The organism is Streptomyces xiaopingdaonensis (assembly GCF_000262345.1).
GTDB classification, from domain to species: Bacteria; Actinomycetota; Actinomycetes; order Streptomycetales; family Streptomycetaceae; genus Streptomyces; species Streptomyces xiaopingdaonensis.
Genome location: NZ_AJTQ01000052.1, coordinates 1 through 21,889, shown reverse-complemented (window position 1 = coordinate 21,889; position 21,889 = coordinate 1). Strand labels below are relative to the sequence as shown.

Annotated in this window: 20 protein-coding genes; 7 read left to right on the top strand and 13 right to left on the bottom strand. The window is 75.2% G+C overall.

Annotated features, from left to right (window positions below):
- Positions 1 to 10: 10 nt before the first annotated feature.
- Positions 11 to 1,324 (bottom strand): helix-turn-helix domain-containing protein, encoded by a 1,314-nt coding sequence (locus UWG_RS0103835; protein ID WP_029391144.1) that lies wholly within the window; start codon positions 1,322 to 1,324, stop codon positions 11 to 13.
- Between the two features lie 413 nt (positions 1,325 to 1,737).
- On the opposite strand from UWG_RS0103835, the gene UWG_RS0103830 reads away from it, so the two are divergent.
- Positions 1,738 to 2,343: an Rv1733c family protein gene (locus tag UWG_RS0103830; RefSeq protein WP_016905887.1), complete on the top strand. Its 606-nt coding sequence runs from the start codon at positions 1,738 to 1,740 to the stop codon at positions 2,341 to 2,343.
- Between the two features lie 103 nt (positions 2,344 to 2,446).
- Positions 2,447 to 4,963: a right-handed parallel beta-helix repeat-containing protein gene (locus tag UWG_RS0103825; protein ID WP_016905886.1), complete on the top strand. Its 2,517-nt coding sequence runs from the start codon at positions 2,447 to 2,449 to the stop codon at positions 4,961 to 4,963.
- Positions 4,964 to 5,268: 305 nt separating this feature from the next.
- Here the strand turns inward: UWG_RS0103825 and UWG_RS0103820 are convergent, their stop codons facing one another.
- Entirely contained in the window at positions 5,269 to 5,577 is a 309-nt protein-coding gene (locus UWG_RS0103820) for a hypothetical protein (protein WP_016905885.1), read from the bottom strand.
- 269 nt (positions 5,578 to 5,846) lie between these two features.
- Positions 5,847 to 8,342 (bottom strand): hypothetical protein, encoded by a 2,496-nt coding sequence (locus UWG_RS0103815; protein WP_016905884.1) that lies wholly within the window; start codon positions 8,340 to 8,342, stop codon positions 5,847 to 5,849.
- A 183-nt stretch (positions 8,343 to 8,525) separates the two neighbouring features.
- Between UWG_RS0103815 and UWG_RS0103810 the strand changes: the two genes are divergently transcribed.
- Positions 8,526 to 9,374 carry a DeoR/GlpR family DNA-binding transcription regulator gene (locus tag UWG_RS0103810; protein ID WP_016905883.1) on the top strand — a complete coding sequence of 283 codons (849 nt, stop codon included), beginning with the start codon at positions 8,526 to 8,528 and terminating at the stop codon, positions 9,372 to 9,374.
- A gap of 55 nt (positions 9,375 to 9,429) precedes the next feature.
- On the opposite strand, the gene UWG_RS0103805 is transcribed toward UWG_RS0103810, so the two are convergent.
- The 3 genes from UWG_RS0103805 to UWG_RS0103795 form a co-directional block, all read right to left on the bottom strand.
- The gene (locus tag UWG_RS0103805; protein ID WP_029391142.1) at positions 9,430 to 10,047 is read right to left on the bottom strand and encodes a class I SAM-dependent methyltransferase; all 618 of its coding nucleotides are present in this window, start codon (positions 10,045 to 10,047) and stop codon (positions 9,430 to 9,432) included.
- Positions 10,048 to 10,067: 20 nt separating this feature from the next.
- On the bottom strand, positions 10,068 to 11,099 hold the full coding sequence (locus UWG_RS0103800; RefSeq protein WP_016905881.1) for an NAD(P)/FAD-dependent oxidoreductase: 1,032 nt from the start codon (positions 11,097 to 11,099) through the stop codon (positions 10,068 to 10,070).
- A 132-nt stretch (positions 11,100 to 11,231) separates the two neighbouring features.
- Positions 11,232 to 12,404: a PLP-dependent cysteine synthase family protein gene (locus tag UWG_RS0103795; protein ID WP_016905880.1), complete on the bottom strand. Its 1,173-nt coding sequence runs from the start codon at positions 12,402 to 12,404 to the stop codon at positions 11,232 to 11,234.
- A gap of 100 nt (positions 12,405 to 12,504) precedes the next feature.
- Here UWG_RS0103795 and UWG_RS0103790 point away from each other — a divergent pair, with 100 nt between their 5' ends.
- Together UWG_RS0103790 and UWG_RS0103785 are read left to right on the top strand one after the other, a co-directional pair.
- The gene (locus tag UWG_RS0103790; protein WP_016905879.1) at positions 12,505 to 12,816 is read left to right on the top strand and encodes a hypothetical protein; all 312 of its coding nucleotides are present in this window, start codon (positions 12,505 to 12,507) and stop codon (positions 12,814 to 12,816) included.
- Between the two features lie 178 nt (positions 12,817 to 12,994).
- Positions 12,995 to 13,372, top strand: a complete 378-nt coding sequence (locus UWG_RS0103785) for a hypothetical protein (protein ID WP_237719971.1) — start codon at positions 12,995 to 12,997, stop codon at positions 13,370 to 13,372.
- Between the two features lie 20 nt (positions 13,373 to 13,392).
- Here UWG_RS0103785 and UWG_RS0103780 read toward each other — a convergent pair whose 3' ends face one another.
- The 4 genes from UWG_RS0103780 to UWG_RS0103765 all read right to left on the bottom strand — a co-directional run bounded on the left by UWG_RS0103780 (position 13,393) and on the right by UWG_RS0103765 (position 16,020).
- Positions 13,393 to 13,734, bottom strand: coding sequence for an SHOCT domain-containing protein (locus UWG_RS0103780; RefSeq protein WP_016905877.1), 342 nt, complete (start codon positions 13,732 to 13,734; stop codon positions 13,393 to 13,395).
- 119 nt (positions 13,735 to 13,853) lie between these two features.
- Entirely contained in the window at positions 13,854 to 14,231 is a 378-nt protein-coding gene (locus tag UWG_RS0103775; RefSeq protein WP_016905876.1) for a PPOX class F420-dependent oxidoreductase, read from the bottom strand.
- A 32-nt stretch (positions 14,232 to 14,263) separates the two neighbouring features.
- Positions 14,264 to 14,797, bottom strand: a complete 534-nt coding sequence (locus UWG_RS0103770) for a GNAT family N-acetyltransferase (RefSeq protein ID WP_016905875.1) — start codon at positions 14,795 to 14,797, stop codon at positions 14,264 to 14,266.
- Positions 14,797 to 16,020, bottom strand: a complete 1,224-nt coding sequence (locus tag UWG_RS0103765; RefSeq protein ID WP_029391141.1) for an ROK family protein — start codon at positions 16,018 to 16,020, stop codon at positions 14,797 to 14,799. Before UWG_RS0103765 ends, UWG_RS0103770 begins: the two co-directional genes overlap by 1 nt.
- Before the next feature lie 17 nt (positions 16,021 to 16,037).
- Here UWG_RS0103765 and UWG_RS0103760 point away from each other — a divergent pair, with 17 nt between their 5' ends.
- On the top strand, positions 16,038 to 17,279 hold the full coding sequence (locus UWG_RS0103760) for an MFS transporter (protein WP_016905873.1): 1,242 nt from the start codon (positions 16,038 to 16,040) through the stop codon (positions 17,277 to 17,279).
- 49 nt (positions 17,280 to 17,328) lie between these two features.
- A complete protein-coding gene (locus UWG_RS0103755) occupies positions 17,329 to 18,177 on the top strand; it encodes an alpha/beta fold hydrolase (RefSeq protein ID WP_016905872.1) in 849 nt (282 codons plus the stop codon).
- Positions 18,178 to 18,186: 9 nt separating this feature from the next.
- On the opposite strand, the gene UWG_RS0103750 is transcribed toward UWG_RS0103755, so the two are convergent.
- The 3 genes from UWG_RS0103750 to UWG_RS0103740 all read right to left on the bottom strand — a co-directional run bounded on the left by UWG_RS0103750 (position 18,187) and on the right by UWG_RS0103740 (position 21,783).
- Positions 18,187 to 18,852, bottom strand: coding sequence for a response regulator transcription factor (locus UWG_RS0103750; RefSeq protein ID WP_016905871.1), 666 nt, complete (start codon positions 18,850 to 18,852; stop codon positions 18,187 to 18,189).
- Positions 18,849 to 20,105, bottom strand: a complete 1,257-nt coding sequence (locus tag UWG_RS0103745) for a sensor histidine kinase (RefSeq protein ID WP_016905870.1) — start codon at positions 20,103 to 20,105, stop codon at positions 18,849 to 18,851. Before UWG_RS0103745 ends, UWG_RS0103750 begins: the two co-directional genes overlap by 4 nt.
- A 457-nt stretch (positions 20,106 to 20,562) precedes the next feature.
- Complete coding sequence (locus UWG_RS0103740; protein ID WP_016905868.1) at positions 20,563 to 21,783, bottom strand: geranylgeranyl reductase family protein; 1,221 nt, start codon at positions 21,781 to 21,783, stop codon at positions 20,563 to 20,565.
- Between the last annotated feature and the right edge of the window lie 106 nt (positions 21,784 to 21,889).

The following is a 21,889-nucleotide window of genomic DNA, read 5'->3' as shown; positions in this document are numbered from 1 at the left end:
TGCCGGGACGCTAACCGCCCCGACGTTGCGCGGACGTTGGCGGCCCGGCGGGCCCGTCGCCCGGAGCCGGCACCTCGATTCCGTACGCCGCGCGCAGCTCCCGGACGCGGGCGGCGAGCGAGCCGTGGAGCGGGTCGGCGTCGGTCCGCACGTCGGCGAGCGCCTCCCATGCCTGCAGGTCGTCCTCGCCCCAGGAGCTGCGCACCCACGCCTCCAGCAAGGACGGGTCGCGGCGGGCGAGGAGCCGGCGGCGGAGGCGGTCCTCCAGCAGTCGGCGCAGGCGGACGACGCCCGGCGCCTCGGAGAGCGGCAGCAGCGGCCCGTGGTACGCGGCGAGCGCGGTGCCGACGTCTCCGGCGCCGAGCGCCTCCGTCACCGTGTCGTAGTCGGTGGCGAGGCGTTGGCGCAGGCGGTAGGGGCGGGAGGCGAGGCGGGAGCCCAACAGCTGCCGCAGACGGGAGAGTTCGGCGCGCAGGGTGACGGGGTTGACGTCGCGGTCGCCGTAGAGCTCGGCCGCGAGGCGCTCGCCCGTGAGGCCGTCCGGGTGCGCGGTGAGCAGGAGGAGGATCTCGCTGTGCCGGCGACCCAGGCGGTGCGGCTCGCCCGCCCCGGTACGCAGCAGCGCCTCGTCCCTGCCGAGGACGTGCAGCGCGGTGCCGGTGCCGCCGGACGTCGAGGCGAGGTGGGCCTCGGCCGCGCGTGCGGTGGCCCGGACGAGGGCGAGGCTCTGCGGCGAGGCGACGTGGTCGCCGCCCGTGATGTCGACGGCGCCGATGATGCGGTGGGTGACGGGGTCGTGGACGGGGGCCGCGGCGCAGGTCCACGCCTGCACGGGGCGGCAGTAGTGTTCGGCGGCGAAGATCTGCACCGGCTGGTCGACGGCGAGGGCCGTACCCGGCGCGTTGGTGCCGATGGAGCCCTCCGCCCAGCGGGCTCCGGGCACGAAGTTCATCTGCTCGGCGTGCCTGCGGACTTGGGGGTGCCCCTCGACCCACAACATGCGGCCGTGCTCGTCGCAGACGGAGAGGAGATGGGCTCCGTCCTCGGCGACGGTGCCGAGGAGCTCGCGGAAGAGGGGCATGACGCGCGCGAGCCGGTGCTCGCTGCGGAAGGAGTCGAGGTCGGCCCCGGCGAGGTCGACGCGGGCAGTGCTTTCGGGGGCGAGGGCCGCGCCTGCGCAGCGTCTCCAGGAGTCGGCGACGACGGAGCGCACACGGTGGCCGATCACCCCCGCCGAGACGAACTCCTCGTGTGCGCGGCGCACTTCTCCTGCGCGGGACCGCGGGTCCGCGCCTGCCTCCAGTGCCAGCCAGGGATTGTGCACACCGCCATCGTGGCCCCGGGGCTGCGGTTCGGCAACGCTCGGTGCACGTGCGCGGAACGCGGCAGGCGCTCCGTCCGTCGCGTGCGCCCGCCGGAGGCGCGGCGCAAGGCGCGCGGCGGAAGTACGGTGGGCCGTCCGGGAGTTGGCGCCGGCGTGGCGTCGCCGGGCGAAGGGCGTGCGGTGCGCTTCCGCGGTCGGCGCGCGCCGGTGTGCCCCGGCGGATGCCGCCGTTTCGAAACCCTGCCTCCATGCCGGGCTCCGGATCAGTAGAATCCCCTGAACGGGAGGCTCTTCGGCACGTGGCGAGCGTCTCCGCGCCGGCGTCGCCCGCCGCCCGCGCACGCACGGCGCCGCCGCGCGCTCCCGTGGTGTACCACCCTCCGCAAGCACGGACGGGGAAGAGGGGGTGAGCGGTGGTGCGAACGATCGCCGGGCTGTGGCGGTGGCGCGGGAACCCGCTGTGCCGCCCCACCGATCTTCGGGAGGCGTGGCTGGGCGTCTGCGCCGCGCTGCTGATCGTGCTCGGCGCGCCCGTCGCGGGGTTCGCCGGTGCCGAGGCCGTCGAGTCGGCCCTCGTGGAGAGCGCGCGGCAGCAGCACGCCGAGCGGCAGCGCACCTGGGCGACGGCCGAGCAGGTCTCGCTGGAGCGGACCGTCGTCACCGACGCCGAGGCGGTCGCGCCTCCCGAGGACCGCTACCGCGTCCGGGCGCACTGGTACGCGCCCGACGGAAACGTGCGGCAGGGTTCGATGGTCACCCGGCGCGCCGTGGACGTGGGCGACCGTTTCCCGATCTGGACCGACCAGCGCGGCCGGCACACGGGCCGCCCGATGACGACGCACACCGCCTCCTCGCACTCGGCGCTCGCCGGTCTCGGCGTCGGCGCGGCGGCCGTCGCGGCGGTGGAGTGCGGACGCCGCTGCGGCGTACGGCTCCTGATGCGCCGTCGGTACGCGGCATGGGCGCAGGAGTGGCAGCGCATCGGCCCCGACTGGGGGCGGGCGGGAGCCGGCAACTGAGCGGCGCCGCCCCCACGGTGTGTCAACGGCCCTCTCTGCACACGCTACGGTGGTCACCTGTTCAACAGATCTTGGTTCGCACGAGGTTGGGGCACGGCACTCGATGGCACAGGGCACGGTCCAGGTGACGCACACCGGCACGTCGCGGTGGCGGCGCCGTACGGGAGAGTACGCCTCGCTCGCCGCCGCCCTCCAGGCCGCCGCCGACGGGGACGTGCTGACCGTCGCCCCGGGGACGTACCGCGAGAACCTCGTCATCGAGCGGGCCGTGACGCTGCGGGGGCCCGAGCGCGGAGGTCCTGGTTCGGTGCGAATAGCCCCGGCCGAGGGCGTGGCGATCGCGGTGCGCTCCTCGGCCACGGTGCAGGACATCCAGGTCGAGGGGCAGGACCCCACGGCCGCCGCGCTGCTCGTCGAGGAGGGCACCCCGGTGCTCAACGGGGTGCGGGTGACGGCCCGTTCGGCCGCGGGGATCGAGGTCCGCGGCGGTGCCAGGCCGACGGTGCGGCAGTGCACGGTCGACAATCCGGCGGGCGTCGGGGTCAGCGTCTCGGGCGAGGCCGGCGGCGTCTACGAGGAGTGCGAGGTCGTCGCGGCCGGGCAGGCGGGCGTCTCGGTGCGGGACGGCGCGCACCCGCGGCTGGAGCAGTGCCGTGTCCACCACGCTTCGGGCGCCGGGATCGCGCTCCACGGCGAGGGCAGCGCGGCGGAGGCCGTCGGCTGCGAGGTCTACGAGATCAAGGGGAGCGGCCTGCGCGTCGCGGGCCGCGCCAGCGGGCACTTCACCGACTGCCGCGTGCACCGCACGACGGCCGACGGTGTGACGCTGGAGTCGGACGCCGTGCTCACCCTCGCCGACTGCGAGATCCACGACATCCCGGAGAACGCCGTCGACCTGCGCTCGCGCTCGGTCCTGACACTGACGAGGTCGGCAGTGCGCCGCTTCGGACGCAACGGCCTCTCCGTGTGGGACGCGGGCACCCGCGTCGATGCCAACGGCTGCGAGGTCCACGAGGCCACGGGCGACTACCCGGCGGTGTGGGTGAGCGACGGCGCGACGGCGATCCTCGACACCTGCCGGGTGCACTCCGTCCCCGACGCCGTCTTCGTCCTCGACCGCGGCTCCCGGGCCGACGTCACCGACAGCGACCTCTCCCGGGTCCAGGGCACGGCGGTCTCGGTGAGCGACGGCGGCGCCGTGGAGCTCCACGACTGCCGCATCTCCCAGACGACGACCGGCGCCTGGTTCCGCGATCACGGCAGCGGCGGCGTCCTCTCCGGCTGCACCATCGACTCGGCAGCCACGGGCATCATCGTCACGAGGGGCGCCGACCCGACGGTCGAGCGGTGCACCATCAGCTCGGTGACGGAAGCGGGTTGCTACGTCTCGGCCGACGGGCGGGGCACCTTCGAGGGCTCCCGGATCACCGGGTCCGAGGGGTTCGGCTTCCACGTCATCGACGGCTGCCGCACGACGCTCCGCCGGTGCCGCACCGAGCGATGCGCGCGCGGCGGCTACGAGTTCGGCGCCGACGGACCGACCGTCGAGGAGTGCACAGGCGACGAGAGCGCGACGGTCGGGGCCGCGGCGGAGCCGTCGGGCGTCCCGCACCCCCTCCGGACTCCGGTGTCGGCGGGAGGCGGCGTGGAGATACCGGCCGACGCCGAGGCGGCGGCGAGCGTGCCCCGGCAGGGGGCGCTGCCGACCGGACCGCGGGCGCGGGCACCGCAGTTGGAGCCGGCCGCCACCGGCTCCCGCAAGCCGGGGCAGCAGGCGAAGAACCAGGCGCCCGTCGAGCAGCCGCCGGCGCGTCCCGCGGGCGAGGTGCTCGGTGAACTCGACGCGCTCGTCGGGCTGGAGAGCGTCAAGCGCGAGGTGCGTGCGCTGATCGACATGATCGAGGTCGGCCGGCGTCGGGAGCGCGCGGGGCTGAAGGCCGCCTCCGTCCACCGGCACCTCGTCTTCACCGGCTCGCCCGGCACGGGCAAGACCACCGTCGCGCGGCTCTACGGGGAGATCCTCCGGTCGCTCCAGGTGCTGGAGCACGGACACCTCGTCGAGGTCTCGCGGGTCGACCTTGTCGGGGAGCACATCGGTTCCACCGCGCTGCGTACCCAGGAAGCGTTCGAGCGGGCGCAGGGCGGCGTGCTCTTCATCGACGAGGCGTACGCCCTCTCGCCCGAGGACTCCGGGCGGGACTTCGGCAAGGAGGCGGTGGACACGCTGGTCAAGCTGATGGAGGATCACCGGGACGGCACGGTCGTCATCGTCGCCGGGTACACGGCGGAGATGGCGCGGTTCCTCGCCGTCAACCCCGGGGTGGCGTCCCGGTTCTCCCGGACGATCACCTTCGGCGACTACGGTCCTGCCGAGCTTCTCAGCATCGTCGAGCAGCAGGCCGTGGAGCAGGAGTACCGGCTCGGGGAGGGCACGCGGGAGGCTCTCTCGGCGTATTTCGAGGCGCTTCCGAAGGGTTCGTCGTTCGGCAACGGGCGTACCGCCCGGCAGACCTTCGAGGCGATGATCGAGCGCCACGCGGGACGCGTGGCCCAGTTCACCGAGCCCGACACGGACGACCTCACCCTCCTCTTCCCCGGGGACCTTCCCGAGCTTCCCTGACGGGCGGAGGGCCGGCCTCGTACGGCCCGAACCCGCCTTCCACCGAGCGCACCGGGAGGGCCCCGACCCGGCCGACCGCCGAGAGTGCGGCAACCCGGCACAGGCGGCGGGGCGTTGCGGGCGCACGCAAGCCCGCCGACGCCCCGCCGCTGCCTCCGCACCGGGCCCGGGGACGTGGGAGCCGGTCCGGCACCGGTGCGGGACGCCTCCCCGCGCGGCGGGGAGGTGGCGGTGCGGGCCCCGACACGCAAGGGCCGGCACCGCCTGCCTCGGTCCGGGGCGCGCCGTGCGGGCCCCGGCACGGATCAGCCCGAGATGGTGGCGGCGGGCTTGCCCTGGGGCTTGGTGACCTTCTTGGTGCTGGCCGGCTTCTTGCCCTCTTTCTTCGCGGCGAGCGTCGGATAGCAGTCGTAATAGCACCAGTTGGCGTCGCAGTGGTTGAGATAGCAGACCAATCCCTTGGCCGCCGCCTTCCCCTGGGCGCAGGCCGCCGCCGACGTGCCGGCCTGCTGGGGCGCCGCCTGCGCGCTGCTCGTCGGGATCAGCGCGAACGCCGCGGCGCCCGCGAGGGCGAGCAGCGCCGTGGTGGAGCGACGGATGATGGTGCCGAGCATGGAACCTCCTCCTGTTCGGGACGAGGTCGACATTAGGCGCGCCGACGGGTGCGCTCTAAGCGGTCGCCAGAGGGTTCACCCTGTTGTGCGGCGCTCGGTGGCGCGACGGCACCCGGGCGCTCTTCAACCGGCCCGAGTACGCTCCCTCAAGCCCTTGCACGCCGGTGTGCGGTGTGATGAGGAGGCGCCAACTTGGTTGAAAACGCGCGCAATTGAGCCTTGAACCGACATCCTGCCAGGGCCCTCGCGGCCCCGACGGCTTGCGCCCGCTATCCCTGGCGCGGCACGCCGGATCCCCCGTCGACGTCCCCGCCGTCCCCACCGTCCCCGGCATGCGCCGCCGGCGGCCGGAGCCGGGCGAGGAGCAGATCGCGCTGCTCGGCGAAGACGGGGTCGGCCTGGTAGTCGCTGTGCCCCAGGATGGGCGCGGGAAGGGGCTGTTGGACGGTGCGGCCGTAGGCGAGCGGGTCGCGGAGCGGGCCGCAGTCGACGTCGCCCCGGAGGGGGCCGCCGGGTGAGGCACCCAGCCGGACCGGGCCCCCGATGGGGTCGGTGCGGCGCCACAGGTTGCGCCAGCAGTCGAGTTGGGAATGGAGGACGCCGAGCGGGCCCGCGCCGAAGTACGCGGGAAACCAGCGGCCGTAGAGCCGCTCCAGCGGCGAACCGTAGGTGAGCAGAGCGACTTGGCGGCGGGTCACCTCGTCGAGCTGCCACACGGCGGCGGCCGCGAGGACGCTGCCCTGCGAGTGCCCGGAGATCACGAGCCGCCCGCCCGGATGCTGCTCGGTCCAGGTCGCCATCCGCCAGGCGAGGTCGGGCACGGCGCGCTCGGCGTAGCACGGCGGCGCGAAGGGATGCGCGGAGCGCGGCCAGAAGGTGCCGACGTCCCAGAGGATGCCGACGGTACGGCGCGCCGAGGGGTCGAAGTAGGCGCGCCTGCCCCAGAAGAGCAGGGCGAGGACGCCGAGGCCGATCAGCCACGAGCCGAGCGTCTGCACCGTGTCGGCGAACCCCTCGACGGCGGCGGGTGCCCCGCGCGCCGCCTTGCTCGGCACCTCCCCCGTGAAGAGCGTCCCGCCGACCGCGACGGCGCCGAGCGTGAGGGTGGCGGCGGCGAAGATCCCGACGAACCGCGGTGCCGCGTCGGTGAGTTCGGCGCCCGCGATCGTCCGTGCGATCCGGCGGGAGCGGGAGCGGTCGGGCACGGGCGGAGGCGAGTACGCCTCCGTGACGGTGCCCTCCAGCCCCACGGTGCGCCGCCGCAGCCGCAGCGCGCACCAGCAGACCATGGCGAGGACGGCGGCGAGGAGGACGGGGATGATCGACGCCTGCCAGGTGAGGACGGTCGGCGGCCCGAGGATGAGCCCGTCGTCGGCCCCCGGGGTGCCGGACCCGTCGAGCCAGTCGGCGACGCGCTGCGCGACGCCGCCCGTCATCAGCCCGCCGACGGCGCAGGCGAGCATCGCGACGGAGGCCGGCGCGAGGCCGCGCAAGGCGGTGCGGCGCTCGGCCCTGCGGCGGTAGAGCATGTGGCCGCAGACGCCGAGAGCGATCACCAACAGCCCCTGCACGACGGCGAGTACGCCGAAGGTCTCGTCGCCCGGCAGCCCGTCCGCGGAGACCCAGTCGGGCCGCGACCAGGCGGCGTGCACGGCGGCGAGCACGGCGACCGCGACGGTCGCGCCCGGCAGTACGTCGACGGTGAGCCGGTCGACGAGTTCCTCGCGGTCGTCGGCGTAACGCTCCTTGCGTCCGCGCCAGCACACGACGAAGACCACGCAGCAGGCGCCCGCGACGACGAGCACCAGCAGCGCCCAGCCGACCACGTCGAGCAGCGCGCTCCCGCCTGGCCTGCGGTCGAACCGGGTGGTGGCCGCGGTGACGGCCGCCGCGATGGTGAGGAACCCGGCGGCGGTGTGCGCGGCACGCAGCCGCGCCACGTGCCGCCTGCCGTACCAGAAGCCGGGGAGCCGCAGCGCGGGACGGTCGCCCGGTTCGCCCTCGCCGAACTCGCCCGTCGGCAGCGGCGGTTGGGACTCGTACGCGCTCCACGTACGGTGCGAGAGCCACCAGAGCAGGACGGTGACGGCCGCCGGCACCAGCGCGGCGAGCGCGAGCCGCCGACCGGGCTGGCTCCACCACCCCCCGGAACCGCCCCCGGTGAAGCCGAGCCAGCTCCGCTCCGCGACGCACTCGGCGGAGCCCGCGCACTGCCAGGCGACGAGGTCGAGCGCGACCTCGCAGGCGCCGGCGACGAGGAGGACGGTGAGCGTGAGCGCGAGGAGCCGCACCAGCGCCCCGTGGAGACGGACGACGGTCCCGCCGCGCGGCGAAGCGGCCGAGCCGGGCGCCGAGTCGGGCGGTACGCCGGGACGCATCCAGTGCGCGAGGTTGACGACCATGAAGGGCAGCAGGATCAGCCACAGGGCACGGGCGCCGTTCCCCGAGGTGAGGTTCGACCAGCAGTACGCCTCGGGCACGGGTCGGTCCCGGTACTCCTCGGGGCGCGTCTCGGCGTCCGCGTCGGCCGTGCGCCGGTGGACGGCGGCCGTGCGGTCGCCCGTGATGCGGGTGGTGCGCGGGTCGCCCAGCATCTCCTGCGGCGTGGTGCCGCCCACACCGTGTACCAGGAGTTCGAGGGAGAGCCCGCTGCCGTCCGCCTCCGCCGGTTGACTCCCGGTCTCGCCGGGTTCCGGTTCCCCCTGCCGCGGCGCCGGGGCGCTCGCTGTGGTTCCCTTGGCTGTCTCGTTCTGCTCAGGCCGCATCGCAGCGCCCCCCGGTCGGTCTCCTGGTAGGTCGCACCCAGCATCCCGGGACGGCAGGTGCCTGCGCATCCCCGTGGGGTGGTGGTGGATCGGCGGAAGCGCAATCGTGACCTGCGTACACAAGTCCTGCGCATGGCAGGATGAGTCGGTCTGCGGCCAGGCGGCGAAGGGAGACGAACTCCGGTGGGCGACAACCAGAACCTCCTTGCGGAGCAGCGGCGCGCGCTCATCCTCGACGAGGTGCGCCGCCGCGGGGGCGCCCGCGTCAACGAACTGACGCGCCGTCTGGGCGTCTCGGACATGACGGTGCGCCGGGACCTCGACGCGCTCGCCAGGCAGGGCGCGTTGGAGAAGGTGCACGGCGGCGCGGTGCCCGTCGCCGAAGCCTCCACGCACGAGCCGGGGTTCGAGGCGAAGTCGTCGCTGGAGCTGTCGGCGAAGGAGGACATCGCGCGGGCCGCCGCGCGGCTCGCGAAGCCGGGCAGCGCCATCGCGCTCTCCGCCGGTACGACGACGCACGCGCTGGCGCAGCACCTCGTCGACGTCGAGCGGCTGACGGTGGTCACCAACTCGGCCCGCGTCGCCGACGTCTTCCACGCCGCCGAGTACCCGCCCGGCAGCCCGCAGGCGCCGCGTCCCGGCGCCGCGACGGTCGTGCTCACGGGCGGCGTGCGGACCCCCTCCGACGCGCTGGTCGGTTCGGTGGCGGACGCGGCGATCCGCTCGCTCCACTTCGACGTGCTCTTCATCGGGGTGCACGGCATATCCGTCGAGGCGGGCCTCTCCTCGCCGAACCTGGCGGAGGCGGAGACCAATCGGCGGCTCGTGGGCTCGGCGCGGCGGGTGGTGGTCGTCGCCGACCACACCAAGTGGGGCACGGTGGGCCTCAGTTCGTTCGCCTCGCTGGAGCAGGTCGACACGCTCGTCACCGACGCCGGCCTGCCGGGCGAGGTGCGTGCGGAGATCGAGGAGCAGTTCCTAGAACTCGTCGTCGCGGGCGAGGAGGACGAGTCGGAGGAGAGCGCGGGCTGAGCGCCCGGCGGGCCCGACTCCGGTACCGCGCAACGGTGTTCGCCGCGCGGCGGCCTCAGGGGAGCCGGCGTGCCCGGAGGACCGCGTCGTGCAGGGTGGCGCCCCCGTGGCTGTCGGATCGGCGCGTCCGCTCCTCGGCGGTGACCACCTCCCAGGCGGTGTCGAGTACGGCCGCGATCTCGCCGGCAGTGAAGTGGACGTGCTCCGCGGAGAGAGGCGCGGTGTGCTCGTCCGCGGGGTGGTGGCCGACGACGAGGAGGGAGCCGCCGGGCGCGACCGCGGCCGCCAGTCGGGCGTAGAGCTCGGCGGGGGCGGAGCCGGCATGCACGTATGCGGTGGTGACGAGGTCGAAGCGGCGCTCGGGCGGCGCCCAGGACGTGAGGTCGGCCTCGACCCAGTCGATCCGGTGCGCCTGCGCCTCGTCGAGCGCCGAGGCCGCGTGCTCGCGGGCGCGTTCCAGCGCCGTCGGCGAGACGTCGACCGCCGTCACGCGCCAGCCGCGGGAGGCGAGCCACACCGCGTCGGCGCCCTCGCCGCACCCCGCGTCGAGTGCGCGTCCGGGGGCGAGTGCGTCCGTCTCCGCCGTCAACTGCGGTCCTGGCAGGGGCTGTCGGGACGCGGGGTGGGTGCGGTAGCGGTGCTCCCAGTACGACGCGTCGAACTCCTCGGTCATGGTGGTGCTCCTCTCGTCGTTCATCGCTCGTCGTCGGCGTTTCGGCTCGCCTCCACCGCCCGGCGGGTGTCCTCCGCGAGGAGGTCGGCGTTGAGCGAGGCGGCGGCCGTGGCGGCTCCCGCCGCGGCGGCGCCGACCTGCGCGGCGAGGTCGGTGACGTTGCCCGCGACCCACACGCCGGGGACCGCGGAACGGCCCGCTGCGTCGGACGGGACGTACTCGCCCGCCCCGCCCGGGTGTTCGGCGGGGCGCAGACCGAGCCCGTCGAGGAAACCGGCGCGTGCGACCATGCGCGGCGCGACAGCGAGCGCCTCGCGGGCGACGAAGCCGCCGTCGGCGAGGCGTACCCCGGCGAGCCGGTCCTCCGCCGTCTCCACGGCGGCGACCTCGCCCTGCACCACGGCGATGCCGCGCGCGGCGAGTTGCTCGGCCTCCTCCGCGCCCGGCTGCGGCCCGGTGTGCGCGAGGAGCACGACGTCGGCGCTCCACTGACGGAAGAGGAGCGCCTGGTGCACCGAGAGCGGTCCGCATGCGAGGACGCCGACGGCCCGGTCGCGGACCTCCCAGCCGTGGCAGTACGGGCAGTGCACCACGTCCCTCCCCCAGCGGGCGCGGAGCCCGTCCACCTCGGGCAGCTCGTCGACGAGCCCGGTCGTCACCAGCAGCCGCCGGGCGCGGACGCTCCGTCCGTCGCGCGTGCCGACGACGAACCCGCCCTCCGCCGGGCCCGCGGAGACGACCTCGCCGGCGGCCGAGACCGTGTCGCCCGCGACTGAGGCCGTGTCGCCCGCGGCCGAGACCGTGTCGCCCGCGGCGACCGCCCCTCCGTACCGGCGCACCTCGCGGCGGCCGCGCTCCAGCAGCTCGCCCGGCGGGGTTCCGTCGAGGCCGAGCAGTCCGTGCACGCCGTCGGCCGGCGCGTTGCGGGGCGCGCCCGCGTCGAGGACCAGCACCGACCTGCGGGCGCGCGCCAGCATCAGGGCGCCGCTCAGTCCCGCGGCTCCGCCGCCGACGACCACGACGTCGTAGGCGCTCTTCCACTCTTCGGTCACTTCGACCACCTCCGCGCCCGAGCGTGCGCGAGGACGGAAAAGGAGGCAATAATTCTTGCCGGTACAGCAAGCCCAGTCTCGGGGCTCCGCCCGCGGGAGCTCCGGAGCGGGTCCGCTCGCCGGCGTGCGCCGTCAGGGAGCGGTCGCCTCGTTCCACTCCCCCGTGTCGAGGAAGTGCCTCAACAACTCGCGGTAGGGGGCGATCTCCAGGCCCTCGGCGGCGAGCCAGGCGTCCGAGTAGTACTTGTCGAGGTACCGCTCCCCCGGATCGCAGATGAGCGTGACGACGCTGCCCCTGCGGCCCTCGGCGCGCATCTCTCCGACGATCCGCAGCGCGCTCCACAGCCCCGTCCCCGTCGAGCCTCCCGCGCGACGGCCCATCACCCGCTCCAACTCCCGTACGGCGGCGACCGATGCCGCGTCCGGCACCTTCATCATCCGGTCGACGGCGCTGGTCACGAAGCTGGGCTCCATGCGGGGCCGTCCGATGCCCTCGATCCGGGAGGCGGAGCGGCTCACCACCTCGGGGTCGCCCTCGACCCAGCCCTCGAAGAAGCAGGAGTTCTCCGGGTCGGGCACGCAGACGCCGGTCTCGTAGGAGAGGTAGCGGATGTACCGCGCGAAGGTCGCGGACGTGCCGCCGGTGCCGGCCGTCGCGACGATCCAGGCCGGCACCGGATGGCGCTCGCGCTCGAGTTGGCGGAAGACCGACTCGGCGATGTTGTTGTTCCCCCGCCAGTCGGTGGCGCGCTCGGCGTAGGTGAACTGGTCGAGGAAGTGCCCGCCCGTCTCCTCCGCGAGGGCGGCGGAGACGGCGTAGACGGTCCCCGGGTCGTCGACGAAGTGGCAGGTGCCGCCGTGGAACTCGATGAGCCGCGTCTTCTCGCTGCTGGTGGTGCGCGGTACGACGGCGACGAAGGGCACCCCGATGAGCTTCGCGAAGTACGCCTCGCTGACGGCTGTGGAGCCGCTCGACGCCTCGATGACGGGGCGCGCGGGGCGAATCCACCCGTTGCACAGCCCGTAGAGGAAGAGCGAGCGGGCGAGGCGGTGCTTGAGGCTGCCCGTCGGATGGGTCGACTCGTCCTTCAGGTACAGGTCGACGCCCCACGACTCGGGGAGCGGGAAGGAGAGCAGGTGGGTGTCGGCGCTCCGGTTGCCCTCCGCCCGCACCTTCCGGACGGCCTCGGCGAGCCAGGCCCGGTACTCGGGGTCGCTGCGGTCGACGTCGGCGGCGGGATCCGGCTGCTCGCCTCGGGTGGGGCCGGGGTGCGGCCGGGGGGTGGTGCTCACGCGGACGATCATAGGGGTGCCCTGGTGGAGCGGCGCGGAGCGGGGCAGACTGCCGTGAGGGGTAAGGGGCGGCCGGGCGGGGCTCGGGCCGCGAAAGGCCAGGGAGGCGGAGATGACGGACTCGGAGTTCGAAGTCGCAGGGGTGGGGATTCGGCGGATGCTGCGCTCGCTCACCCGCGCGGGCAAGGTGCTGGTGCGCGACGGGCGCCTGGTCCTCGCGACGAGCTACGGCAGCGAGATCGACAGCGCCCCGCTGGGCAGCGCGCACATCGCCGGCTACGGCTTCCCCAAGGCGGCGCTGGCGTCGCTCGGCGGCAAGCGGTACGTGCTGCGACTCGGTCTCTCGGAACGCGCCGGACTGTTGGACGCGGTGCGCACAGCCCGGGCCAAGGCCGCTGCGGAGCAGGGCGTGTTGGGCGCCTAGCCGCCGGGGTCGGCCGGTCGGCTCCGCCCGATTGCGGCCCGCAGGTGGCGGACGGATGCTGGCCCTGCGGCGCCCCGCCGCGCTCGCCTCCGGTACTCCGCGCTGTCGGTGCGTCAGCTCGCGAGCACGCGGGCGGGGCTCCGCACGCCGACAGTCGAGTCGTCCCCAGGGAGTCACAGTGGCCAGTGGTTCGGGCAGTCCGGGTGTGCAGCGCTCCGTCGAGTTCCGCGCGGCGCCCTCCCGGGGCGGCCAGGCACGCCGGATCGTCGCCGCGTACGTGAGGTACTGGGGCCTCGGCCAACTCGCCGGGCCCGCAGGGCGTGGCGCGACGGAGCTGCTTGCGGCGCTCCCGCGCGGAACCGCCGCCGACGGGCCCTGCGCGGTGGAACTCTCCTGCCGCCCGGGCGAGTTGACGGTCTCGGTGCGCGAGGGCGATCCGCGCAGCGCGACCGCCCCGTGCGAGGCGGTGCGGACGCTCGGGTTCGCCGTACCCGCCGCCGTGCCGGCGCCCGCCGAGGACGCGACGGCCGCGGTGCCGCAGCCCACCGCGGTGTGAGGACTGCGGCACCCGCGCGTTCACCGCTCGCCGCCGGGCGGGCCCTTCTTCAGCTCCGGCCCACCGGGCTCTCCCGGGCGGGGCTCCACGGGCCCGAACTCGTCGAGCACCGAGCGGCGGCTGCGGTACTCCTGCTCGTCGATCTCGCCCCTGGCGAAGCGGCGGCCGAGGAGCGTGCGCGGGTCCTCGCCCGCCGCATGCGGCCCCCAGCCTCCGCCGTACGGTCCCCATCCGCCGCGCCTGCGCCAGACGGTGCGCCGCAGCGTCAGAACGACGCCGACCACCACGAGCGCCCACACCAGCGGGAAGAACAGGACCCAGGGCCCCGGTCCCCCGTGATGCCAGTGCGCCAGGATCTCCATGGCCCTCAGCTCCTCGGACTCGTCGGTTGTGCTTGCACCGTCGAGCCTCGCGCGGTGCGGGGGCCGCGTCGTCGTACGGCAGGCGGCAGCTCGGCTACACCGGCGGGAGCAGGGGCGGGTCAGAAGGTCACGGCGATGCCCGTGTGCACCTGACGGCCGCGGCGCAGCAGCGCCTGGCCTGCGTCGAAGAGGCGGAACTGCCAGCCGTACTTGCGGCGCAGGGCGCTCCGTACGCGGGAGAGCTGCTCCGGCTCCAGGAGGCGGGCCTGGCCCTGGGCCGGGTCGGTGCCGCCCGTTCTGCCGCGGACGTCGCACGGCGCCACCGTCACCTGCCCGTCCCTGCGCAGGCGACGTACCTTGCCCGAGTCCGTCCGCGTCCAGACGAGGAGTTCGGGCCCGTCGGCGGCGGCCCAGACGGGGGTGGGCACGGCCGTGCCGTCGCGGCGGTGCGTCACGAGGCTGACGTAGCGGCTTGCGGCGAGCTCTTCGGGCACCATGGCGCCACCCTCACCGACGGTCGGGCGGCGCGTCAACGTGCCCCGTGCCCCGTCCTGTCGGGCAGTTCGCGGCGCATGCACACCCGCGGCCAGCGGTCGAGGCCCGCCTCGCGCTCGCGGCGACGGGCCTCCCGCAGCCCCGGCGTGAGCGCCGTGTCGGGGAGGGTGCGGAAGCCGAGCCGCGCGTAGTAGGGCGCGTTCCAGGGGACGTCGGCGAAGGAAGTCAGGGTGAGCGCGGCGAGGCCGGCCCCGGCGGCGCGGTGCGCGGCGTCGTCGAGGAGGGCGCGTCCGAGGCCGCGGCGGGCGAACCGCGGGTCGACGGAGAGCTGTTCGACGTGGGCGCAGCCGTCCACGGGCTCGGTGAGGACGTACCCGGCGAGCTCCCCGCCCGGCTCCGCGACCACCCGGAGCCCGTCCGCCGCGAGGTAGCGGCGGAGCTCGGCGAGGGGCGGCGGCGGGTCGTCCGCGACGGCGTCCATGCCGAGGGCGCGGAACGGGGCGCCCGCGGCGCGCTCGATCCGCTGGAGCACGGGAAGTTCGCCCTCGCGGGGCGTGCGGATCTCCATCAGTTCCCCAGCACGGTGAGCGGGTCCTCCAGAACGGGCTGCCAAGCGAGTTCGGCCGCGCCGACGAGTGCGCCGTGGTCGAGGGAGGCGGCGCGGATCGGCATGCCGCCGCTCCCCCAGAGGCTGCGGTCGGCGACGACGGCGCGGAGCCGCTCCCCCTCCACCTCGACGAGCCTGCGGTGGAGGCCGCCGAGGACGACGCGGTCGGGGTTGAGGATGTTGACGAGCGAGGCGAGCCCGAATCCGAGCCTGTCGACGAGGAGTTGTACGGCACTGCGTACCGCGGCGTCGGTCTCGTACTCGGATCGGATCAACTCGGCGGCCTGGTCGAGGAGCGAGGTCTCGGGGCCGGGGTCGCGTCCGGCGGCCGTGAGGAGCGCGAGCGGGTCCGTCTCGACGTCGAGGCAGCCGCGGCTGCCGCAGTGGCAGCGGCGGCCGTGCGGGTCGACGGTGAGGTGCCCGACCTCCATCGCCAGGCCCGAACTCCCGGTGTGCAGCCGCCCGTCGAGCACGAGGGCGCCGCCGACCCCGCGGTGCCCCGTGCCGACGGCGAGCAGGTGCCGGGCGCCGCTGCCGGCGCCGTGCCGGTGCTCGGCGAGGGCGGTGAGGTTGAGGTCGTTGGCGGTGTGGCCGGGCGGCGGGTGCGGCCCCGGCAGCTCCACGCCGGCCTCGTCGAGACAGCGCGCGAAAATGTCGCGGACGGCCACGCCCGGCTCCCATGCGAGGTGGAGCGGGTTGAGCGCGGTGCCCGCCGGCTCGTCGACAGCGGAGGGCACGGCGAGCCCGGCACCGGCGCAGCGCCGCCCGCTGCGCTCCAGCAACTCCCGCCCCGCGCCGACCGCTTCGCCGAGCACCTGCGCCGGGTCGGCGTCGACGGTCCCGCAGCCCGCGCTCGTCCCGACGAGGGTGCCGCCGAGCCCGACGAGCGCGGCCCGGAAGCCGTCCGCGTGGACCTGGACGGCGAGCGCCACGGGCCCGCGGGGGGCGACGGAGAGGCCGTGCGAGGGCCGCCCCTGGGTGCCGACGGCGGTGGGGTGGGGGTCGACGGCGATGAGGCCGAGCGCCTCCAACTCGGCGGCGACCGCGCCCGCCGTGGCACGGGTGACACCGAGTTCGGCGGTGAGCACCGCGCGGGTCGGTGCCCTTCCGGTGTGCACGAGTTGGAGGGCGGGGCCGAGATGGGAGCGTCCGCGCTCCACCTTTGCTGTACGCGTCTGGGTCACACCCTTATTCTGGCTTTGTGCCGTCACTAAACAAAATACGGTCGGCGCTCGCCGGCGGCCGGGGAGCCGGCGTCCGCGCCCACGCCCCCCTCGCCCCCGGTCTGCGCCGCATCCGCACCGCGCTCACCGTCTTCTTCGCACTCGACGGGTTCCTCTTCGCCGGCTGGGTGGTCCGCATCCCAGCGGTCAAGGAGCAGACCGGCGCCTCGGCGAGCGCCCTCGGGCTGGCGCTCCTCGGCGTCTCGGCAGGCGCCGTGGCGACGATGCTGCTCATCGGGCAGCTCTGCCGCCGCATCGGGAGCCGCCGCGTCACCGTCCTCGCCGGGCTCCTGCTGCCGCTCGGCGTCGCGCTGCCCCCGCTCACGCACTCGGCGCTCGCGCTCGGCCTCGTCCTGCTCGTCTTCGGCGCCGCATACGGCGGGCTCAACGTCGCGATGAACGCCGTCGCCGTCGATCTCGTCGCCGCGCTCCGACGTCCCGTCATGCCGTCCTTCCACGCGGCGTTCAGCCTCGGCGGGATGCTCGGCGCCGGGCTCGGCGGGCTCGTCGCCGGGTCGCTCAGCCCGACGCGGCACCTGCTGCTGCTCACCGCCGTCGGGCTCGTCGTCGCGGCGGCTGCTGCCCGGCCGCTGCTCCGCGGCGCGATCCCGGCGCCCGGGCCCGCCGCCGAGGCGGAGGAGTCGCCGAGCGGTCCCGTGGGCGGCAGGCCGTACGCGCTCGTCGCCGTTCTGGGGCTGATCGCGCTCTGCACGGCGTACGGGGAGGGCGCGCTCGCCGACTGGAGCGCCCTGCACCTCACCGACGACCTCGGCGCCGGCGCGGGGGTCGCCGCAGCCGGCTACTCGGTCTTCGCGCTCGCGATGACGGCGGGCCGCCTGGCGGGGACGACGCTGCTGGAGCGGCTCGGCCCCGCCCGTACGCTCGTCGGAGGCGGAGCCGCGGCGGCGGTCGGCATGGTCGCGGGAGCCCTCGCGCCCAGCGTGCCGCTCGTCCTCGCCGGTTTCGTACTGACGGGCTTCGGGCTCGCCAACGTCTTCCCCGTCGCCATCGCCAGGGCAGGTGCGCTCGCCGGGCCCTCCGGTGTCGCGGGAGCCTCCACGCTCGGGTACGGCGGGATGCTGCTCGGGCCCGTCGCGATCGGCTTCCTCGCCGACTGGTTCTCGCTCACCTCCGCGCTCACCTCGGTCGCGCTGCTCGCCGCGGTCGCCGCTCTCGTCGCCGCGGCGGTGCGCCGCTCGGCGCTCGGCGAGGCGCCCTGAGCCCCGACGGGAGTGGCGAACCCTCCCCGGGTACTACAGGGTTGGGGCCATGATCGAAGACTGGTACCTCGACCACGCCTACGAGAGCGCCTCGGGAACGGTCCGCTGGGCGGCCCTCGGCGACCCCGGGCAGCCGCCCGTCGTGCTCCTCCACGGGACGCCGTGGTCGTCGTACACCTGGCGGGCGGTGGCCCGGGCGCTCGCGGAGAGACGCCGGGTGTACGTCTGGGACATGCCCGGGTACGGCAGCTCCGCCAAGTACGAGGGGCAGGACGTCTCGCTCGGCGCGCAGGGGCGGCTCTTCACCGAACTCCTCGGCCACTGGGGGCTGGTGCGCCCCGACGTCGTCGCGCACGACTTCGGCGGCGCGGTGGCGCTGCGGGCGGCGCTGCTGCACGGCGCCGCCTACCGCACGCTGACGCTCGTCGACGTGGTGGCCCTGGCGCCGTGGGGCTCGGACGCGTACCGCCTCCTCGGCCGCAACGCGTCCGTCTTCGGGGCGCTTCCGCCCGCGCTCCACGGGGCCATGGTGCGGGAGTACATCCGCTCGGCGAGCAGCGCCGGCCTCCGCGAGGACGTGCTGGAGCGGCTCGCGGAGCCGTGGCTCGGGGAGATCGGGCAGCCGGCGTTCTACCGTCAGATCGAGCAGAACGACCAGCGGTACACCGACGAAGTCGAGGGTCGCTACGGCGAGTTGGACCTGCCGGTGCTCGTCTGCTGGGGCGCGGAGGACAGTTGGGTGCCGGCCGACCGCGCCGACCGCCTCGCCGCCGTGGTCCCGGGCGCGCGCAAGCACCTCCTCGCCGGTGCCGGCCACCTCGTCCAGGAGGACTCTCCCGCCCAACTCACCGCGCTGCTCGTCGACTTCCTCCGCGAGGCGGACGCCGCCGAGGACTGAGCGGCGCCCTCACCCGAGCCAGCCGGGCCGCACGAGGCCCGACTCGTAGGCGAGGACGACGAGTTGGGCGCGGTCGCGCGCGCCGAGCTTCACCATAGCCCGGCTGACGTGCGTCTTGGCGGTGAGCGGAGAGAGGAAGAGACGCCCGGCGATCTCCTCGTTGGTCAGGCCGAGGCCGACGAGGGCCATCACCTCCCGCTCCCGCTCGGTGAGGTCGGCGAGGCTCGTGGGCGGCGTCGGCTCCTTCGAGCGCGCGGCGAACTCGGAGATGAGCCTGCGGGTGACGCCGGGCGAGAGCAGCGCGTTGCCCTCGACGGCGGTGCGTACCGCGCGCAGCAGCTCGTCCGGCTCGGTGTCCTTGACGAGGAAGCCGGAGGCGCCGTAGCGCAGCGCCTCGAAGACGTACTCGTCGAGTTCGAAGGTCGTGAGCATCACGACACGCACGCTCGCCAGCCTGGCGTCCTCGGTGATGCGGCGGGTGGCCTCCAGGCCGTCGATGCCGGGCATCCGGATGTCCATCAGGACGACGTCGGGGACGAGCCGCCGCACCTCGGCGAGCGTCTCGTCGCCGTCGGCCGCCTCGCCGGCCACCTCGATGTCCGACTGCGCGTCGAGGAGCGCGCGGAAGCCGGCGCGCACGAGCGCCTGGTCGTCTGCGAGCAGGACACGGATCACGGCTCCTCCTCCCGCGGACGCCGCTCGCCCGCTGCCCCGTCGACGCTACCCGCAGCGAGCGGCAATCGGGCGCGTACCCGGAACCCGCCGTCGGCGCGCGGGCCGGCCTCCAGCGCGCCGCCGAGGGCGGTGGCGCGTTCCCGCATGCCGACGAGGCCGTTGCCTCCCGAGCCGCGCGGCCCCCGCTCGGCGGCCGGGCCCGGATCGTCGACGGTGACCTCGAACTCCTCCTCGCGGTAGGCGAGTCGGAGGGTCGCGGTGCGCGCGGCGGAGTGGCGGACGGTGTTGGTGAGCGCCTCCTGCACGATGCGGAAGGCCGCGAGATCCGTCTGCGAGGGCAGGTCGCGCCGGCGGCCCTCGGTCTCCGTCGCGACGGAGAGCCCGGCGCTGCGGGCCTGCTCGACGAGATCGGCGAGGCGGGCGAGTCCCGGCGCCGGGGTGCGCGGCGCCTCGCCCGGGGCACGGAGCGTCTCCAGCACCTGGCGCACCTCGCCGAGCGCCTCCTTGCTCGCCGTCCTGATGGTGGTGAGCGCGGTGCGTGCCTGTTGCGGGTCGGAATCGAGGAGGGCGAGGCCCATGCCGGCCTGGACGTTGATGACGGAGATGCTGTGCGCCAGCACGTCGTGCAACTCCCTTGCGATGCGCAGGCGTTCCTCGTCGGCACGGTGGCGTTCGGCCTCCGCCGCCTCGTCCCGTCTGCGCTCCAGCTCCGTACGGCGGACGCGGAGCAGCTCGCCGAGCGCGCCGAGCGCCAGCACCCAGGCGGCGAAGAAGAGGTCGGTCGTCCACGTGGCGTGCGCGCCGCCGGGTTCGGGCAGCCACGCCCGCAGCCAGTGCGCCGCGACGAGGTGGGCGAGCCAGAAGGCGCCCATGGCGCCCCACGCGGCGTACCGCTCCCCCGCTGCCGCCGCGGCGACGCAGGCCACGGCGAGACTGAGGAAGACGGGGCCGTACGGATAGCCGGCGGCGAGGTACACCGTCGTGACGAGGGCACTGCCCCACGCGACGGCGCGCGGCCGGCGGTGGCGCACGAGGAGGAGCAGCGGGCCGGCGGCAAGGAGCAGCCGGGCCCAGAGGTCGACGGCGCCTGCCTCTCCCGGCCGCTGCCCCGCGGCGAAGGTCGAGCCGATCTGCTGAAGGAGGAGCACCACGAGCGACGAGGGCCACGGCAGGCCGCGGTACTCCGGCTCGCTCCGGCCGGTCCGCGGGGGTTCGGCCTGCGGCAGCCTCAGCAGCGCGGCGCGCGCCGCCAACGAGCGGCGCAGCAGCGGGGATCGGCCCGCTCGCCGCTCCCCGCGCCTGTCGGGGCGGGCTGGCGGGTCGGGGTCTGCGGTGGCGGCCATGGCTGCAACCGTAGGCCGCCGGCCACCGCGGGGGCGTCAGCCTTCGGCAGACGGCGCGGGTACTCCCGGCGGAGTACCGGCGGTGGCGGCCGGACCCGCGCGCGGCGAGACCGGGGAGCCGCCCAGGACCTCCGCCCGGAGAGCGGGCCCGGGACGCGACGGGGCGGCGGAGCCGCTCGGCGTCGGCCCGCACGGTCGGGCGCTCGCGGCACCGGGCGGCCCGCTGCCGTACGTTCCGTACGACAGCGGGAGGCGACGGCCGAGCGCGCCGGACGGACGGCTCCCGTGGCGCCGGCGGTGAGTGCTCACCGAGCGTGCCGGGTGTCCGGTCGCCGGGCGGGCCCCCTTGTGTGCGGCGGCCGTTGCCTCAGGCCCGGTCGAGGCGGTCGAGTACCCGGCGGGCCACCGGGTGGGTGCGGACGACCTCGCCCAGCGTCGTCGTGCCGCGGGTGATCCGGGCGAAGACCGACCAGGCCGGGCGGAAGCCGGTGAGTGCCGCGTGTATCAGTTTGGGGCGTCTGGAGAAGATCCGTAGGAGCCGGCTGCCGACGCCCATCTCCACGCCGAGGCCCGCCTTGATCGCGAACGCGTAGTTGAGCGCCTGCCGGCGCGCGTCCACCGCGTCGTGCGACTCCGCTATCCGCACCGCCCACTCCCCTGCGAGTCGGCCCGAACGCAGCGCGAAGGAGATGCCCTCGCGCGTCCACGGCTCCAGCAGGCCCGCCGCGTCGCCGCAGACGAGGACGCGTCCGCGGGAGAGCGGGGAGTCGTCGGCCCGGCACCGCGTCAGGTGGCCGGAGGAGATACGCGGCTCGAAACCGGCGAGGCCGAGGCGTCCGACGAAGTCGTCGAGGTAGCGCTTGGTCGCCGCGCCCTCGCCGCGCGCCGAGATGACGCCGACGGTGAGGGTGTCGTCCTTGGGGAAGACCCAGCCGTAACTTCCGGGCAGCGGGCCCCAGTCGATGAGGACCCGGCCGCGCCAGTCGTCGGCGACGCTCCGGGGAACGGGGATCTCCGCCTCCAGGCCGAGGTCGACCTGGTCGAGCTTGACGCCGACGTGCGCGCCTATGCGGCTGGCGCTGCCGTCCGCGCCGACCACCGCCCGCGCGAGCACCGGCTCCTCCTCGCCCGAGAGGACGACGGCGACGGAGCGGCGGTCCGGCACCGCGGGGCCGTGCTGCTCGACGCGCGAGACGGTGACGCCCGTGCGCACCTCCGCGCCGGCCTTCTGCGCCAGTTCGACGAGTTGGCGGTCGAACTCGGGCCGGTTGACGAGGCCGAAGAGCGTGTTCCGGGAGCGCCGGGTGCGGGCGAGGCGGCCGTTGTGCGAGAAGGTCACCGCGTCGACGCGGTCCTTGAGCGGCAGTTCGAAGCCGGGAGGCAACGAGTCGCGGGTCGGGCCGATGATGCCGCCGCCGCAGGTCTTGTAGCGGGGCAACTCGGCCTTCTCCACCAACAACACCCGCCGGCCTGCCACGGCGGCCGCGTACGCGGCCGACGCACCTGCTGGACCGCCGCCGACCACGACGACATCCCAGACCGCGCGCTCCTCATCCTCGGTTGCGCTCTCGGCGTTCTCGCTGCTCACGATGTGTTTTGCTCTCCCGCCCGACGTCGGCTGCGCTTGGACCCCCGCATCCTACGGCGCTGCCTCGGGAGCACCGGCTGTGGGAGGATCTGCGTCGGCCCGCCCT